Annotated in this window: 14 protein-coding genes and 1 tRNA gene; 9 read left to right on the forward strand and 6 right to left on the reverse strand. The window is 65.3% G+C overall.

What is annotated here, in order from left to right; all coding sequences use genetic code 11:
- Positions 1–3 precede the first annotated feature (3 nt).
- Positions 4–690, forward strand: a complete 687-nt coding sequence (locus ACF3ND_RS02925; protein ID WP_394064076.1) for a phosphatase PAP2 family protein — start codon at positions 4–6, stop codon at positions 688–690.
- Positions 691–771: 81 nt separating this feature from the next.
- Here the strand turns inward: ACF3ND_RS02925 and fahA are convergent, their stop codons facing one another.
- From fahA to mutM, 6 genes are all read right to left on the reverse strand, one after another.
- On the reverse strand, positions 772–2,097 hold the full coding sequence (fahA, locus tag ACF3ND_RS02930; RefSeq protein WP_394064078.1) for a fumarylacetoacetase: 1,326 nt from the start codon (positions 2,095–2,097) through the stop codon (positions 772–774).
- The gene (gene hmgA, locus ACF3ND_RS02935; protein ID WP_394064080.1) at positions 2,094–3,398 is read right to left on the reverse strand and encodes a homogentisate 1,2-dioxygenase; all 1,305 of its coding nucleotides are present in this window, start codon (positions 3,396–3,398) and stop codon (positions 2,094–2,096) included. Before hmgA ends, fahA begins: the two co-directional genes overlap by 4 nt.
- A gap of 17 nt (positions 3,399–3,415) precedes the next feature.
- On the reverse strand, positions 3,416–3,625 hold the full coding sequence (locus tag ACF3ND_RS02940; protein WP_394064082.1) for a DUF2783 domain-containing protein: 210 nt from the start codon (positions 3,623–3,625) through the stop codon (positions 3,416–3,418).
- Positions 3,613–5,286, reverse strand: a complete 1,674-nt coding sequence (locus ACF3ND_RS02945; protein ID WP_394064084.1) for an FAD-dependent oxidoreductase — start codon at positions 5,284–5,286, stop codon at positions 3,613–3,615. Before ACF3ND_RS02945 ends, ACF3ND_RS02940 begins: the two co-directional genes overlap by 13 nt.
- Positions 5,287–5,310: 24 nt before the next feature.
- Positions 5,311–6,267, reverse strand: coding sequence for an MBL fold metallo-hydrolase (locus tag ACF3ND_RS02950; protein WP_394064086.1), 957 nt, complete (start codon positions 6,265–6,267; stop codon positions 5,311–5,313).
- A gap of 163 nt (positions 6,268–6,430) precedes the next feature.
- Entirely contained in the window at positions 6,431–7,258 is an 828-nt protein-coding gene (gene mutM, locus ACF3ND_RS02955; RefSeq protein ID WP_394064088.1) for a bifunctional DNA-formamidopyrimidine glycosylase/DNA-(apurinic or apyrimidinic site) lyase, read from the reverse strand.
- An 86-nt stretch (positions 7,259–7,344) separates the two neighbouring features.
- On the opposite strand from mutM, the gene ACF3ND_RS02960 reads away from it, so the two are divergent.
- From ACF3ND_RS02960 to ACF3ND_RS02995, 8 genes are all read left to right on the forward strand, one after another.
- On the forward strand, positions 7,345–9,126 hold the full coding sequence (locus ACF3ND_RS02960) for a tetratricopeptide repeat protein (protein WP_394064090.1): 1,782 nt from the start codon (positions 7,345–7,347) through the stop codon (positions 9,124–9,126).
- Complete coding sequence (locus tag ACF3ND_RS02965) at positions 9,123–9,722, forward strand: outer membrane lipoprotein LolB (protein WP_394064092.1); 600 nt, start codon at positions 9,123–9,125, stop codon at positions 9,720–9,722. The genes ACF3ND_RS02960 and ACF3ND_RS02965 overlap by 4 nt, the downstream gene beginning before the upstream one ends.
- Positions 9,723–9,743: 21 nt before the next feature.
- The gene (gene ispE / locus ACF3ND_RS02970) at positions 9,744–10,688 is read left to right on the forward strand and encodes a 4-(cytidine 5'-diphospho)-2-C-methyl-D-erythritol kinase (RefSeq protein ID WP_394064094.1); all 945 of its coding nucleotides are present in this window, start codon (positions 9,744–9,746) and stop codon (positions 10,686–10,688) included.
- Positions 10,689–10,693: 5 nt separating this feature from the next.
- A tRNA-Gln gene (locus tag ACF3ND_RS02975) sits at positions 10,694–10,770 on the forward strand.
- Between the two features lie 105 nt (positions 10,771–10,875).
- A complete protein-coding gene (locus ACF3ND_RS02980) occupies positions 10,876–11,826 on the forward strand; it encodes a ribose-phosphate pyrophosphokinase (RefSeq protein ID WP_394064096.1) in 951 nt (316 codons plus the stop codon).
- A gap of 91 nt (positions 11,827–11,917) precedes the next feature.
- Positions 11,918–12,505, forward strand: coding sequence for a 50S ribosomal protein L25/general stress protein Ctc (locus ACF3ND_RS02985; RefSeq protein ID WP_394064098.1), 588 nt, complete (start codon positions 11,918–11,920; stop codon positions 12,503–12,505).
- A 107-nt stretch (positions 12,506–12,612) separates the two neighbouring features.
- The gene (gene pth, locus ACF3ND_RS02990; protein WP_394064100.1) at positions 12,613–13,209 is read left to right on the forward strand and encodes an aminoacyl-tRNA hydrolase; all 597 of its coding nucleotides are present in this window, start codon (positions 12,613–12,615) and stop codon (positions 13,207–13,209) included.
- Positions 13,210–13,212: 3 nt separating this feature from the next.
- The gene (locus ACF3ND_RS02995; RefSeq protein ID WP_394064102.1) at positions 13,213–14,031 is read left to right on the forward strand and encodes a type II CAAX prenyl endopeptidase Rce1 family protein; all 819 of its coding nucleotides are present in this window, start codon (positions 13,213–13,215) and stop codon (positions 14,029–14,031) included.
- Positions 14,032–14,041: the final 10 nt, after the last annotated feature.

The raw sequence follows: 14,041 nt of genomic DNA on the forward strand, positions 1-14,041 counted from the left end.
GTCATGAAGTTTCATCGTTACGTGGGCTGGAGCGCCGGCCTGTTCGCCATCGTGGCCGTCGTGGCCTGGATGTTGCTGTACTCCACGCCGGACCTGGCGCTGAGCGCGCATTTCTATGATGCGCATGCGCGCGCGTTCCCCTTGCAGCACCAGCCCTTCATTGATTTCTTCGGGCGCCGCCTCGTGTGGTTCGTGCCCTTTGGCGGAGCGGCGCTCCTGGCCCTGGTGGCATGGAAGCAGCCGGCGCGCTCGCAGCGCCGCCTGGCCTGGGCGGGAGCGGCGTTGTTCATGGGCAGCGGGCCTTTGCTGGCCGGTGTATTCAAGCATTTGACGGCTATGCCCAGGCCTTTGAACCTGGACGTGTTCAACGGGACCGAGGTCATGCCGCCGTATTTCTGGACGCATTCGCTGGCCCAGGCGGGCAATGCCTTGCCCAGCGCGCATGCGGCGTCGGGCTTTGCGCTGCTGGCCTTGTTTTTCGCGGGCAGCATGCTGGGGCGCAAAGGGCTGGCCTGGACGGGCCTGGTCCTGGGCCTGTGCGCCGGCTTGCTGTTCGGCTTTCTGCGCATCGTGCAGGGCTACCATTTCCTGAGCCAGGTCGTCGCTTCCTGCGCGGTGCTGGGCCTGTATGGCTGCGCCTTGTTCTATGGCCTGCACCGGTGGGCCCTTCATAGGCGCCTGATGCACTGAAAGCCGTTGCGCCGGCGCCCGGGCATGAAAAAAACCGCTCGATGCGATCGAGCGGTTTTTTTCATTGGACGGACCGCGCATTCAGAGCAGGGCGGGCAGCACCCGGCCGGCGCATTCGCCGAAGGACAGGGTGGGGTAGCCTTGCTTGCGGCATTGCGCCTTCAGGATGATCTCGTCCTGGTCCTGGAGGAAGGTGCGCTGTTCGCCCCAGGGCAGGGAGATGGGATGCTTGCCTCCCTGGTTCATTTCCAGCAGCGAGCCTTCCTGGCCTTTGTCCGGCCCCGACAGGGTGCCGGTGCCCAGCAGGTCGCCGGTCTGCAGGTTGCAGCCGTTGACGGTGTGGTGCGCGACCAGTTGCGACACCGTCCAGTAGGCTTCCTTGAAGTTGCTGCGCGACAGCAGGGCGGGCTCGCGGCCTTGCTGGCGGGACTGCTCGGTGCTCAGGTAGACCTCCAGCTCCACGTCCAGCACGCCGCTGCGCTGGTTGGCCTCGTCCTGCAGGTAGGACAAGGGTTGCGGATCGGTGTCGAGGCGGCTGAAACCGCGCCGGAACGGCGCCAGGGCCTCCAGGGTGACCACCCACGGGGAAATCGTGGAGGCGAAGTTCTTGGCCAGGAAGGGGCCCAGCGGCTGGTATTCCCAGGCTTGCAGGTCGCGCGCCGACCAGTCGTTCAGCAGGCACAGGCCAAACACATGCTTGTCCGCTTGCGAGATGGGGATGCGGTGGCCGGAGGGATTGCCCTGGCCGATGAAAATGCCCATTTCCAGCTCGAAGTCCAGCCGCTGGCACGGACCGAAGCCGGGCTCGGCCTGGCCTTCGGGCGGGCGCGTCTGGCCCAGCGGACGAGGGAACTGCTGGCCCGATACGGCCAGGCTGGAGGCGCGGCCGTGGTAGCCGATGGGCACCCACTTGTAGTTGGGCAGCAGCGGAGCGTCGGGGCGGAACTGCTTGCCCACGGCCGTGGCGTGGTGGATGGAAATGTAGAAGTCGGTGTAGTCGCCGATCTGCGCCGGCAGCTTGTATTCCAGGTGGTCGCGTTCGATCAGCAGGGCGCGCAGACGCGATTCGGCCGCCGCGCCGCTGCGCAGGTCGTGCGAAAGGGCGGCGCGCAGCGCGCTCCAGTGTTCGTGGCCCAGCGCCATCAGGGGATTGAGGGCGGGATTGGCGCAGGCCGCCAGAGCCTGCGCGGCCAGCCCGTGCCAGGGCGTGTCGCAGGCCAGCAGGCCCAGGTCCAGCGCGTAGGGGCCGATGGCCGTCATGACGCGGAAGTCCTCCTGGCTGCCGCGGCGGCGCGCCACGGCGAAGGGCAGGTTCTGGATGGGGAAGCCGTTGTCGGGGTCGTTGGCGCCCGGCACCCAGCTTTGCAGCGCCGGATCGTGGGTGTCGTTCAGCAAAGTGCTCGTCATGCCTTGTGTTCCGTAGAGAAGTGTTTTTCCAGTCCGTCCCAGACGGCGTCATAGTTGGCCTGCAGGCTGCCGCTTTCCAGGGCCTGGCGAGTGGGGCGGATCACCTTGCGCGTCTCGAACATGAAGGCCATGGTGTTGCGCAGGTAGTCCGCCCGGCTCAGGTCCGCCTGGCTGGCCTTCTCGAAGGTGCCGGCGTCCGGGCCGTGGGGGCTCATGCAATTGTGCAGGCTGGCGCCGCCGGGCGCAAAGCCGTCCGCCTTGGCATCGTACACCCCTTGTATCAGGCCCATGAACTCGCTGGCGAAGTTGCGGTGGAACCAGGGCGGACGGAAAGTGTTCTCCATGGCCAGGATGCGCGGCGGGAAGATGGCGAAGTCCAGATTGGCGGTGCCGGGGGTGTCCGACGGCGAGGTCAGCACCGTGAAGATGCAGGGATCGGGGTGGTCGTAGCTGATGGAGCCGATCACATTGAAGTCGCGCAGATCGTACTTGTAGGGGGCGTGCGTGCCGTGCCAGGCCACCACATCCAGCGGGGAGTGCGACAGCTGGGCGACCCAGAAGCCGCCGGTGAACTTGGCCACCAGCTCGTGCGGTTCGGACACGTCCTCGTACCAGGCCACGGGCGTCTTGAAGTCGCGTGCATTGGCCAGCCCGTTGGAGCCGATGGGGCCCAGTTCGGGCAGGCGCAGCGGCGCGCCGAAGTTCTCCAGCAGGTAGCCGCGCGCCGCCTCGTCCAGGATCTCCACTTTGAAACGCACGCCGCGCGGCATGACGGCGATCTCGCAGGGCTCGATCTCCATGATGCCCAGTTCGCTGACCAGGCGCAGGCGGCCCTGCTCGGGCACGAAGAGCATTTCGGCATCAGCGTTGTAGAACACGCGCCGTCCCATGGATTGGTTGATGGCGTACAGGTGTATGCCTATGCCGCTTTGTTCGCCGCTGCCGCCGTTGCCGGCCCAGGTGTGTACGCCGGCTAGGAAGTCCGTGGGGCCGGCGGGCAGCGGCAAGGGATTCCAGCGCAGCCGGTTGGGATTGGTCGGACCTTGGCCGAAGTCTTCCGTCCAGCGCGGCGCGCCTTCGAAGGCGGTGAAAGCGCCCTGGCGCGCGCTGGGCCGGATGCGGTACAGCCAGGAGCGGCGGTTCTCGGCGCGCGGGCTGGTGAAGGCCGTGCCCGACAATTGTTCGGCATACAGGCCGTAGGGGCAGCGTTGCGGAGAATTGCGCCCCACGGGCAGGGCGCCGGGCAGGGCTTCGGTGGCGAAGGCGTTGCCAAAACCGATCTGGTAATTCAATGAGCTCATTTCGGGGTCTCCGGGGTTCAGGCGGTCTGTTCCAGGCAGGCCTGGCGGGCCGCGTCCAGGGCCTGGGCGATCACGTCCATCGAACCAATATGATTGCACAGCAAAAGGACCAGGGCGGCATTCATGGCATGGCTCTGCGCCGTGCTCAGCCCCTGGTGGGCGTCGATGAGCCGTTCATAGAAATCGTCGGCCCGGTCCATGGGCTGGGTGGTGTTCAGTGCAGGCATTCGGGTGTCTCCAGGAGATGGCCGCAGGCTTTGCGCAGGGCGGCCAGTACCGCGGCGCCGTCCAGGGCACGCCAGCGGGCGCACAAATGCTGATCGGGCCGGACCAGGTAGCAGGTGCCGGGGGCGGCGTCGTAGCGTCGGCGCAGCAGGTCCTGTGCGTCGATCAGGTCGGAGCCGGCCTGTTCAGGCGGCGTGCCGGCCGGCCAGACACGCAGGCGGGTCAGCAGCCCCTGCGCGATCAACTCGTCCAGCAGCGTTTCGTTGCGCGCCTCGGCCGGCGCGAACTCCACCAGCGTGAAGCCCGGTCCCAGGTGCGGCAGCCACCAGGCCTCGCGTCCCAGGTGCTGCACGGGGGCATCGGGCACGCAGGCTCCGGGCGGGGGCGCCGTGGCGGCAAAGGTATCCTGGTCGGGCGTATTGAGCCGGCTGTCCACGTAGGCGCTGGGCAGGGACAGGCGGCCGCTGTTCACCAGGGCGCGCGCGAAGGCGTGGCGGCGCGCCAGGATCAGGACGGCGTCGCGGAACAGGCGGCTGATTTCGCTCTTGGGCGTGATGAAGTCGGTGGAGCGGCTGGAGTGGCGGATGTTCTCGTCAGCGGCGGACTCGCGCTCCTCTGCGTAGCTGTCCAGCAAGCCTTCCGGAGCCCGGCCGTCCAGCACCAGGTCCAGCTTCCAGGCCAGGTTGTCCGCGTCCTGGATACCGCTGTTGGCGCCCCGCGCCCCGAAAGGCGAGACCCGGTGGGCCGAGTCGCCGGCGAACAGGACGCGCCCATGGCGGAAGCGCTCCATGCGCTCGCAGGCGAAGGTGTAGATGCTGACCCACTCCAGTTCGAACGCCGTGTCGGCGCCCAGCAGGGCCTGGATGCGGGGAATCACGTTCTCCGGCTTGACGGCCTCCACCGGGTCGGCGTCCCAGCCCAGCTGGAAGTCGATGCGCCAGACATTGTCCGGCTGGCTGTGCAGCAGCACGGACTGGTTGGGGTGGAAGGGCGGATCGAACCAGAACCAGCGTTCGGCCGGGAAGTCCGCCTGCATGCGCACGTCGGCGATCAGGAAACGGTCCTTGAAGATGCGTCCGCTGCTGGTCAGGCCCAGGCTGCGGCGCATGCTCGAGCGCGAGCCGTCGCAGGCGAGCAGCCAGTCGGCGTCCAGGGTGTAGTCGCCGTCGGCCGTCTGCACGGTCAGCTGCACGCCGTCGGGGCGGTTCTGCAGGTCCGTGACCTTGTGGCCGGAACGCAGCTCGATCAGGGGCTGGTCGCGCACGGCCTCGTACAGATAGCCTTCGCAATAGTATTGCTGCAGATTGATGAAAGCCGGCCGCTGGTGCCCTTCTTCGGGGCGCAGGTTGAAGCTCCAGACCTCCTGGTCGCGGAAGAAGACCTTGCCTACGTTCCAGGACACGCCTTTGGCCATCATGCGCGCACCCACGCCCAGCCGGTCCCAGATGTCCAGCGTGCGTTTGGCAAAGCAGATGGCGCGCGAACCCTTGGACAGGCAGGTGTCATCGTCCAGGATGAGCACGCGATGCCCCTTGTCCGCCAGGTCCAGGGCCAGCGTGAGGCCCACCGGGCCGGCGCCGACCACCACGATCTCGTGTCGCATGTGGGCGTCGGGCCGGGCGGCCTGTGCAAGCTCCAGGGTCTGGTAATCGATGTCTCCCATATCCATTCTCCCTGGCGGCGCGCCTTACTGGCCTTCGAGCTGCTTCCACATCTCCAGGTCGCGTTCGGCGGTCCAGATCTGCGGGTGCTCGTGGCCATTGACTTCGTCGTAGGCGCGGGCCACGTCAAAAGGCATGCAGTGGTCGAAGATGACCCAGTCTGCGTAGCGCGGCTTCATGAAGTCGTAGGTTTCGCGGTAGATGGTCTTGAGGTCCTTGCCGGCGGTCACGCCCTGGTAGACGCAGGAATACAGGTCGGTCAGGAAGGCGCGGGTGCCGGCCAGGGCCTGGCGCACTTCGCCGGCATTCTTGAGGGCCGGGCCGCGTCCGGGCACCATCTTCTCGGCCTTGAATTCGGCCAGGCGATCCAGCGTGCGGGGCCATTCGCGGAAGTAGCAGTCCCCGGCATAGGGCGTGGACTGGTATTCGACCAGGTCGCCGGCGAACAGGATGCGCTGTTCGGGCAGCCAGGCGATGGTGTCGCCCTTGGTGTGGCCGCGGCCCACCTGCATCAGGTGCACCTCCAGATTGCCCAGGTCCACCGTCATGTGGCCCTGGAATGTCATGGTGGGCCAGGTCAGGCCGGGCGGGATGGATTCGACGTTGCGGAACAGGCGCGGAAAGCGGCCGATCTCGCTGGCCTTGTCCTGTTCGCCGCGCTCCACGATCAGGTCGTAGGTGTCGCGGCTGGCCAGGATCTCCTGGGCATCGTAGGCGGAGGCGCCCAGCACGCGCACGGCATGGTAGTGGGACAGCAGGATGTAGCGGATGGGCTTGTCGCTGACTTCGCGGATGCGTCGGATCACGTCCTGGGCCATTACCGGGGTGGCCTGCGTGTCTATCACCATGATGGCTTCGTCGCCGATGATGATGCCGGTGTTGGGATCGCCCTCGGCGGTGTAGGCGTAGGCGTTGTCGGACAGTTTTTCGAAGGAGACGACCTTGTCTTCCAGGTCGTTGTGCGAGGCGAAGGACTTGCTCATGAAAAGGACTCCACAGTAAGAGAGGATATCCTTAGATTAGTTTATGGTTAATTGATTCGATATAGGTGAATACCTGAATGTCCACGGACGGGACGCCGGCAGGCTGGGCGCGCGCCGGCCTGCCGGGCGGGCGGCACGACGGTGGATGTGAGGAAAGATTTGCCTAGCGGCGCTGGCAGCGCGAGCAGTAGTAGGTGGCGCGCTGGCCCTGGACGATGCGCTTGATGGGCTGGCGGCAGCGCGGGCAGGCCTGGCCGGCGCGCTCGTAGACATTGGCGTGTATGTCGAAGTACGCGCCGGGCGCGCCGTTGGCGTTCACGTAGTCGCGCAGCGTGCTGCCGCCCGAGTCCAGCGCCGCCTGCAAGGTGACCAGGATGGCGGCGTGCAGTTTCTCGCAGCGGTGCAGGGACAGGTCGCCGGCGGGCGTCTCGGGATGGATGCCGGCCAGGAACAGGGATTCGGACGCATAAATATTGCCCACTCCGACGACGATCTTGCCGCCGAGCAGCGCCTGCTTGATGGCGATGCGCCGCCCCTGCAGGTGGCGGTGCAGGTAGGCGGGGGTGAAGAGCGGATCGAACGGCTCCATGCCCAAGGTGCGGATCAGCGGATGCTCTTCCAGGGGGCCGCTGGCATGCTCATGCCATAATATGGCTCCAAAACGCCGCGGATCGTGCAGCAGGAAGCGTGCATCGTCGAACAGCCATTCCGCATGGTCGTGCTTGCGCCGAGGCTCGTCCAGGGCCACGCGGCGCAGCGAGCCCGACATGCCCAGGTGGACGATCTGCACGCCCTGCCCGAAGCGCAACAACAGGTATTTGCCGCGGCGCTCGCAGCCCAGCACGGTCTGGCCCTGTATCCATTGCGGCAACTGGCCGGGAACCGGCCAGCGCAGGCGAGGTTCGTGAATCAGGAATTGTCGGACGATTTTTCCGTTGACGACCGTCGCAATTCCGCGACGGGTTGTTTCAACTTCTGGCAGTTCAGGCATGGGGGGGTGATACCATCAACAAATCTGATTCCTTTATTGTGCCATCGGGCGTCTTGTCACGCGCGCAAGGGCGCGGGTTTTTCTGGATGAATGCTCTGACCTTAACACTTTTGTTGGGCCTGACGTCGTTGCTTGCAGCGGTTCCGGCGCAAGCACAGAAATCGCTTCCTATCATCAAGGCGGAGCCGCCTGCCGACACCATCCGCCTGCGCAGCGGGCAACTGCCCCTGGTCGGGCTGACGCCCGACATTTTGTATCGCATCCTGGTGGCCGAAGTGGCCGCTTCGCGCGGTGAATTCGACGTGGCCAGCCAGACCTTCCTGGGGCTGGCGCGCGACACCAGCGATCCGCGCTTTGCCCAGAGCGCTTTCCAGTATTCCATGGCCGACCGCAACCTGCCGCGTGCCTTGCGCGCCGCCAAGGAATGGGCCCTGCTGGCGCCCCAGGACCCCGAGGCCAAGGCCACGGCCCTGGCGCTGGAAGCATCCAACGGCCAGACCGAAGGCCTGGCGGACGCCTTGTGGATCCGCATCTCCCGCGCCCAGGACAAGGAGCAAGCCATCGTGCAGGCCATGGGCATCGTCAGCAAGATGGTGGACCGCCGCCTCGCGCTGGAGGTCTTGGACAAGGCTTTGCGCGAGCCGGTGCGCAAGCTGCCCATCGCTCACCTGGCCCTGGCCGATACGGCCTGGAACGCGGAAGATCCGGTGCGCGCCGAGCGCGAGGCCCGCGAAGCCCTGCGCCAGGACCCGCACCTGGAAGCGGCCGCGCAGCGCGTGCTGGAATACGGCATCAAGGTCGATCCCTCGGCGGCGCTGGACAGCGCCCGCCGCTTCGTGCGCGACAATCCCGACAGCCGCAAGCTGCAGTTGCTGCTGGCCAACCGCCTGGTGGAGCGCCAGCAGTTCGACGAGGCCCTGGCCATCGTCGCCGATCTGCAGCGCGCGGCGCCCGAGGATTTCGACTTGCTGTACACGCAGGCGGAGATTCATACCCGCGCCAAGCAGTACGACGACGCGCGGCGCCTGCTTGAAGAATATATCAATGTCCAGCAGCAACGCCGCCAGTCCCTGCATGACGACGCCAGCACCGCGCTGGCCAGCATTTCCGAGGCGCGCCTGTCGCTCGTGCAGATCGCCGAGGCCCAGGGCGACCTGAACGAAGCCATCCGGCAGCTGGACCTGATCGAAGAGCCCGGCTTGCGCTTTCAGGCCCAGGTCCACAAGGCCGTGCTGCAGGCGCGGCAGGGCAATCTGCCGCAGGCGCGGCGCACGCTGGAAGCCTCCCGTCCGCGCGACCGCAACGACCAGGTCGTGGTCGCCTTGACCTATTCTTCCATCTACCAGGACAGCGGGCGTACCGACCAGGCGCTGGAAACCCTGGAGCGCGCCGACCGCGAACTGCCCGACAGCGCCGAGATCAAGTACAACCTGGCCATGCTGTACGAGCAGCGTGCCAAGACCGATCAGTTCGAAACCCTGATGCGGCGCGTGATCGAACTGCGGCCCGACAACGCCAATGCCTACAACGCCTTGGGCTATACCTTCGCCGACCAGAACCGCAACCTCGAAGAGGCTCAGGATCTGCTCGAGCGCGCCATGGAACTGGAGCCCGACAATCCATACATACTGGACAGCGTGGGCTGGTACCTGTTTCGCATCGGCGATCTGCAGGCGGCGCTGGAGTATCTGCAACGCTCTTACGAGAAACTGCCCGAGGCCGATGTGGCCGCCCACCTGGGTGAAGTGCTCTGGGCGAAGGGCCGCCGCAACGACGCCATGCTGGTGTTCCGCGCCGGACTGGCCAAGGACGCGCAGAACCGCACCCTGCTGGAAACCATCAAACGTCTCGGAGTCGTTTTGCCGTGATTGCTTCATTCCCGTTGCGCCGTTGGCCCGGCCTGGGCGCCCTGGCCCTGACGGCCTTGCTGGCCGCTTGCGCCACTCCCCAGAAAATCGACGTCCCGACGCAGACGGGCCAGGCACAGGCCGACACGGCCCTGTCGCGCGCGGGTCGTTTCGCTCTGAGCGTCACGCATGGCAACGGCCAGGTGGAAGCCGTGCAGGGCGGATTCGCCTGGCGTGACGACGGCCGGCAGTTGATACTGGACCTGACCAACCCCCTGGGCAATACGCTGGCCCGGGTCTGGGTGCTGCCTGATCGCGCCATCCTGGAGCGCAGCGACGGCACCCGGGAAAGCGCGTCCCATCCGGATGCGCTGGTGGAACAGGTGCTGGGCAGCCCCGTGCCGGTGGCGGGCCTGCGCGACTGGCTGCACGGCCGCAGCGGCGCCGCCCCGGCCCGGCAGCAGCGCCTGGACGAACAACAGCACCTGAGCAGTTTTGAACAGACGGGCTGGCGCGTGGGCCTGTCCCGCTACGACGAGCTAGGCCCGCGCCTGCTGCAGCTCAACCGCCACGAGGCCAGCCGCTCCATCAGCGTGCGCCTGGTCGTGGACCAGTAAGTCGACCGGCGGACCTGCTCCATGGCGCTTTACGATGTACCGGCTCCGGCCAAGATCAACCTGTTCCTGCATGTCACCGGCCGCCGCGCAGATGGCTATCACTTCCTGCAGACGGCATTCCGCTTCGTGGATCTGAACGACTACCTGAGCTTCGTCCCCAGGGACGACGGGCAGGTGCGCCGCGTGCACAGCACGCTGGCCGGCCTGGATCCGGAACAGGACCTGGTGGTGCGGGCGGCGCGGGCCTTGCAGCAGGCGACCGGAACCCGCAAGGGCGTGGATATTTCCTGCATCAAGCATATCCCGTCAGGCGCGGGCATGGGCGGCGGCTCCAGCGATGCCGCCACCACGCTGATCGCCCTCAATCGCCTCTGGTCCCTGGGACTGAGCCGCCAAGCCCTGATGGACATCGCCTTGCCCCTGGGCGCCGACGTGCCCGTCTTCGTTTTCGGGCAGGCCGCATTTGCGCAGGGCGTGGGCGAGCAGCTGCAGGCCATCCAGCTGCCCGAGCGCGACTATGTCATCATCCGTCCGCCCCAGTTCATTTCGACCGCAGAAATATTTACCTCAAAGGGCTTGACGCGGGACGAAAAACCCATCACAATAACGTTCTTTGCTGATTGGCAAGAACGCTTTTGGCAGGCAGGGGAAAACATTCCTTTGTTTGGCAAGAACAACTTGGAATCAGTAGCCTTGGACTTGTATCCAAACCTGTGGAAGTTAAAAAACAGCTTGCATAGTTCAGGATTCAATGCTAGAATGACAGGCTCTGGTTCATGCTTCTTTGTTGAATGCAGAGGCAGCAAAGACAAGCGTGATGCCCTGGTTCGCCAAGCTGAAATTGGCCGGATCGGCAGTAAAATACATCATGCTGGTAGCGCGGCGAATAGTGATGCATCGCTGATGGAACAAACCTGGGTTTGTTCGGGATTGCAGGATCATCCACTACGCTACTGGATAGATTGAGTTTTTGGGGAATCGCCAAGCTGGTTAAGGCACCGGATTTTGATTCCGGCATGCGAAGGTTCGAATCCTTCTTCCCCAGCCACCTTTCAGGCCTAGCCTGCGATAATGTAAAGCTGTTGAGTCGTTTCCTTGACGGGGTTTCGATCAACAGCTTTGCTTTTCCTGCGTCAAAATCTATCTCCATATCATGGCACAAGACCGATTCATGATCTTCACCGGCACGGCTAATCCTCGCCTTGCTGTCGACGTCGTCAACCACCTTGACATGTCGCTCGGGAAGATGACAGTAGGTCGCTTCTCCGACGGAGAAGTAATGGTCGAAATCAACGAAAACGTCCGCGGTCGCGATGTCTTCGTTCTCCAGCCCACCTGCGCGCCCACCAACGACAACCTGATGGAAATCATGGTCATGGTGGATGCCCTGCGCCGCGCCTCCGCCGGCCGCATCACCGCCGCCATTCCGTATTTCGGCTATGCCCGCCAGGACCGCCGTCCGCGTTCGGCCCGCGTGTCCATTTCCGCGAAGGTCGTGGCCAACATGCTGCAAGTGGTGGGCGTGGACCGCGTCATGATGATGGACCTGCACGCCGACCAGATCCAGGGCTTCTTCGACATTCCCGTGGACAACATCTACGCCTCGCCCATTCTGCTGGGCGACATCTGGCGCTGCAACTACCAGGACCTGGTGGTCGTGTCCCCCGACATCGGCGGGGTGGTGCGGGCCCGCGCCCTGGCCAAGCAGCTGGAAGTGGACCTGGCCATCATCGACAAGCGCCGTCCGCGCGCCAACGTGTCCGAAGTCATGAACATCATCGGCGATGTCAGCGGCCGCACCTGCATCATCATGGATGACATGGTCGATACCGCCGGCACGCTGTGCAAGGCCGCCGAAGCCCTGAAGGACCGCGGCGCCAAGGCCGTCTACGCCTACTGCACGCACCCCGTGCTGTCCGGCGAAGCCGTCGAACGCATCACCAATTCCCAGCTGAACGAGCTGGTCGTGACCGACACCATTCCGCTGTCGGCCAAGGCCCGCGAATGCAGCAAGATCCGCCAGCTGTCCTGTGCGGCGCTGCTGGGCGAGACCATTCTGCGCATCTCGAACGCCGAATCGGTCAGCTCGCTGTTCACCGATTGAGTTTTTTCGCGCGCGCTGGTCGCGGCGCGCGTCAACCAGGTAGTCCGCTACCGCCTTACGCAGGACCCGGTCCTGCACTATGGAGTTCTTCATGAAATTCACCGCTACTTCGCGTGATGTACAGGGTTCGGGTGCGAGCCGCCGCCTGCGTCGCGCCGGTCAAGTGCCCGCCATCGTCTACGGTGGCGAAGCCGAACCCGTCGTGATCGCTCTGGATCACAACGAGATCTACCACAACCTGCGCAAGGAAGCCTTCCACGCCTCCATCCTGTCCATGGAACTGGACGGCAAGACCGAAAGCGTTCTGCTGCGCGCCGTGCAATGGCACCCCTACAAGCAGCAAGTGCTGCACGTGGACTTCCAGCGCGTCCTGGCTTCCCAGGCCATCACCACCAAGGTTCCCCTGAACTTCATCAACGGTGATACCGCTCCTGCCGTCAAGCTGAGCGGCCAGGTCATCAGCCACATCCTGACCGAACTGGAAATCACCTGCCTGCCAGGCAGCCTGCCAGCCTCCATCACCGTGGACCTGGGCGGCCTGACCGCCAACGCCAACCTGCACCTGGAAAACATCAAGCTGCCTCTGGGCGTGCAGTACGCCGGCCACGAAGCCAACCCCCTGCTGGCAGCAGCCCTGCCCGTGGGCGGTGGCGCCGCTGCTGAAGAAGCCGCCGAGTAAGCCTGGGTTCGGGCCGGCTGCGCCGGCCCTGAACTTGGCGAACCAACCCCTGTCAGCGTATGCTGGCGGGGGTTTGTTTTTTGTGCCCGCTCATTTCTGTTTCCTTCATGTCTGCTCCCATACGTCTGATCATCGGCCTGGGCAACCCCGGCCCGGAATATGAAACCACCCGCCACAACGCCGGCTTCTGGCTGGCCGACCATCTGGCGGACGACCTGCGCGCCACGTTCAACCTGGAAAAGGCTTTCTTTGCCTGGGTGGCCAAGGCGCGCTTCGAGGGCGAGAACGTCATCCTGGCCAAGCCGATCACCTACATGAACAAGTCGGGCCAGGCGGCCGGAGCCCTGATGCGCTTCTACAAGCTGCAGCCCGAGCAGGTCCTGGTGCTGCACGACGAGCTGGACCTGCTGCCGGGCCAGGTCAAGATCAAGAAGGGCGGCGGCCATGCCGGCCATAATGGCCTGCGCGACATCCAGGCGGCCTTCGGCAGCCCGGACTTCTGGCGCATGCGCATAGGGATAGGCCATCCGCGCAGCCTGGGCCTGGCCCAGCAGGTTGCGGCCTTCGTGCTGAACAATCCGCGCCAGGACGAGCTGCGGGACATCGAGGACGTGATCACGCGCTGCCGGGCCGTGATGCCCGCCCTGCTGCGCGGCGATGTCGAACAGGCCACCCGTCAGTTGCACGCCACCCAGAAGGCCTGAGCAATGAAGCCTCCAGCCATCGCAGGCCTGCGCTTCCGGGACGAACTGAGGGATTTCCTCCGCTTCCTGCGCCATCCGCGCGCGGGGCGGCGCTTTCCTGGACGACCCATGGGGCAGGGCTGGTGGCTGGACTGGTTCGCGCCCTTGCCCTGGAAGCGGCTGCTGCAGTGGGCGGTCCTGCTGTGGCTGGTCAACGTGCTGGTGTTCGGCCCGATCGCGGTGTCCGTCGCCGGCATGGGCGGCGCCCAGCACAGGCTGGACCCGACCCGCATCCCCTGGGCGCAGGCCATATTCTGGGCGCCGGTCGTCGAGGAACTGGTGTTCCGCTTCATCCTGCGCCGTCCGTCCCAATGGCTGACAGTGGTGCCGCTGGCCCTGGTCTGCATGTTCAAGGGACCCACCTGGGCCATGCAGGCCTTGCTGGTGCTGTGCCTGGCGATCTGGATCAGCCGCCGAACCGGTTTTTCGCGCACGCCGCTGCCGGCGGGTGCGGGCTGGTCTTCGCGCCTGCTGGGCGCCTTGCAGGGCCGACCCTGGCGCTTCGGCGCCATGCGGCGCTACCGGCGGGCCTTTCCCTGGGTGTTCTACGCTCTGACTCTGGCTTTCGGCGCATTGCATCTGTACAACTTCCAGCTCAACCACATGAGCTGGTTCCTGCTGCCCCTGCTGGTGTTGCCGCAATGCGTCACCGGCCTGGTGCTGGCCTGGCTGCGGGTGCGGCGCGGAATCGGCGCATCTATCGTCCTGCATGCGATCTTCAATGGCGGGCCGGTGCTGCTCATCATGGGCCTGCTCAAGCTGTTCGGCGGGCTGGAACTCTAGCAATCCACGC

This window comes from Alcaligenes sp. WGS1538 (genome assembly GCF_043187505.1).
Classification (GTDB): domain Bacteria; phylum Pseudomonadota; class Gammaproteobacteria; order Burkholderiales; family Burkholderiaceae_B; genus Alcaligenes.

What these genes read in the sequence shown, in the direction of transcription:
- ACF3ND_RS02925 (WP_394064076.1), top strand. Translation starts at nt 4, where the DNA reads ATGAAGTTTCATCGTTACGTGGGCTGGAGCGCCGGCCTGTTCGCCATC.
- fahA (WP_394064078.1), bottom strand. Translation starts at nt 2,097, where the DNA reads ATGACGAGCACTTTGCTGAACGACACCCACGATCCGGCGCTGCAAAGC.
- hmgA (WP_394064080.1), bottom strand. Translation starts at nt 3,398, where the DNA reads ATGAGCTCATTGAATTACCAGATCGGTTTTGGCAACGCCTTCGCCACC.
- ACF3ND_RS02940 (WP_394064082.1), bottom strand. Translation starts at nt 3,625, where the DNA reads ATGCCTGCACTGAACACCACCCAGCCCATGGACCGGGCCGACGATTTC.
- ACF3ND_RS02945 (WP_394064084.1), bottom strand. Translation starts at nt 5,286, where the DNA reads ATGGGAGACATCGATTACCAGACCCTGGAGCTTGCACAGGCCGCCCGG.
- ACF3ND_RS02950 (WP_394064086.1), bottom strand. Translation starts at nt 6,267, where the DNA reads ATGAGCAAGTCCTTCGCCTCGCACAACGACCTGGAAGACAAGGTCGTC.
- mutM (WP_394064088.1), bottom strand. Translation starts at nt 7,258, where the DNA reads ATGCCTGAACTGCCAGAAGTTGAAACAACCCGTCGCGGAATTGCGACG.
- ACF3ND_RS02960 (WP_394064090.1), top strand. Translation starts at nt 7,345, where the DNA reads ATGAATGCTCTGACCTTAACACTTTTGTTGGGCCTGACGTCGTTGCTT.
- ispE (WP_394064094.1), top strand. Translation starts at nt 9,744, where the DNA reads ATGGCGCTTTACGATGTACCGGCTCCGGCCAAGATCAACCTGTTCCTG.
- ACF3ND_RS02980 (WP_394064096.1), top strand. Translation starts at nt 10,876, where the DNA reads ATGGCACAAGACCGATTCATGATCTTCACCGGCACGGCTAATCCTCGC.
- ACF3ND_RS02985 (WP_394064098.1), top strand. Translation starts at nt 11,918, where the DNA reads ATGAAATTCACCGCTACTTCGCGTGATGTACAGGGTTCGGGTGCGAGC.
- pth (WP_394064100.1), top strand. Translation starts at nt 12,613, where the DNA reads ATGTCTGCTCCCATACGTCTGATCATCGGCCTGGGCAACCCCGGCCCG.
- ACF3ND_RS02995 (WP_394064102.1), top strand. Translation starts at nt 13,213, where the DNA reads ATGAAGCCTCCAGCCATCGCAGGCCTGCGCTTCCGGGACGAACTGAGG.